The organism is Methylopila musalis (assembly GCF_042679725.1).
GTDB lineage: Bacteria > Pseudomonadota > Alphaproteobacteria > Rhizobiales > Methylopilaceae > Methylopila > Methylopila musalis.
Window position 1 is genome coordinate 1 of the sequence record NZ_JBHTMX010000391.1, and the last position, 916, is coordinate 916.

General features: G+C 75.8%; 1 protein-coding gene. It reads right to left on the bottom strand.

Annotated features, from left to right (window positions below):
* Positions 1-916, bottom strand: a 916-nt coding sequence (locus ACFQ4O_RS17880; protein WP_378777773.1) for a cytochrome-c peroxidase, incomplete at both ends; no start/stop codon positions are given.

Here is a 916-nt window from a genome sequence, read left to right on the forward strand (position 1 = left end):
GGCGGCGGCCCGGCGCAGCGGCTGGGCGGCGTCGGCGGCGTTGCGGATCCACACCTCGCCGCCGCCGCGATCATAGAGCCCGATCATGGCCTCGAGCGTCGGAAACAGGCCGGCGTGTCCGTAAGGCGCGGTGTCGGCCACGTGGCGCAGGCTCGGCGTGCGGAAGGCGCCCGCGTCGGCGAGCGCCCCGGTCGCCGCGTGGCGGCCGAGGTCCTGTCCGGGTTCGCCGAAGGCGGACAGGCCGAGATTGTGGAAGCCCTCGTCGGTCAGCGTCGGGCCCATGTGGCAGGTGGCGCAGCGCGCCTTTGTCCGGAATAGATGCAGGCCCTCGACCTGCTGGTCGGTCAGGGCGGCGGCCTCGCCGCGGGCGAAACGGTCGAATCGGGTCGGGCGGTCGAGGCTCGCGACGTAAGCGGACAGCGCCGCGCCGGCGCGCTCGGGCGTCAGTTCGGCATAGGCGGCGTCGTCCTTGAGCCGGTCGAGCGCGTCGTCGAGACGCGCGCCGCCCATTTCGGTTGGGTCGATGAGCGGCGCCGGAACCCGGGCGGGCAGGGAGGGGGAGCGGCCGTCCCAGTCGAGGCGCGGGCGCGCCTCCACGCCGATCAGCGTCGGCGGATTGCGCCGGCCGAGGGCGCCGTTGTGGCCGGTCGCGACCGGCGTCCGCACCGTGTGGCCCAGCGCCGGATCGTGGCAGGAGGCGCAGGAGATGTCGCCGCCGGCCGACCAGCGCCGCTCAAGGAACAGGCGGCGGCCAAGCTCGATGTCGGTCGGTGGCCCTTGCGGCGGCAGATCGCGCGCGCCGAGCTCCACGAAGCCGACGCCCGGATCGACCCAGGGCGCGGGCCACGACGACGGCGGGCCGGCATAGGCGGCGCGCAGCCGGTCGCGGGGCGTCTCATCCGGGGCGAAGGCGGGC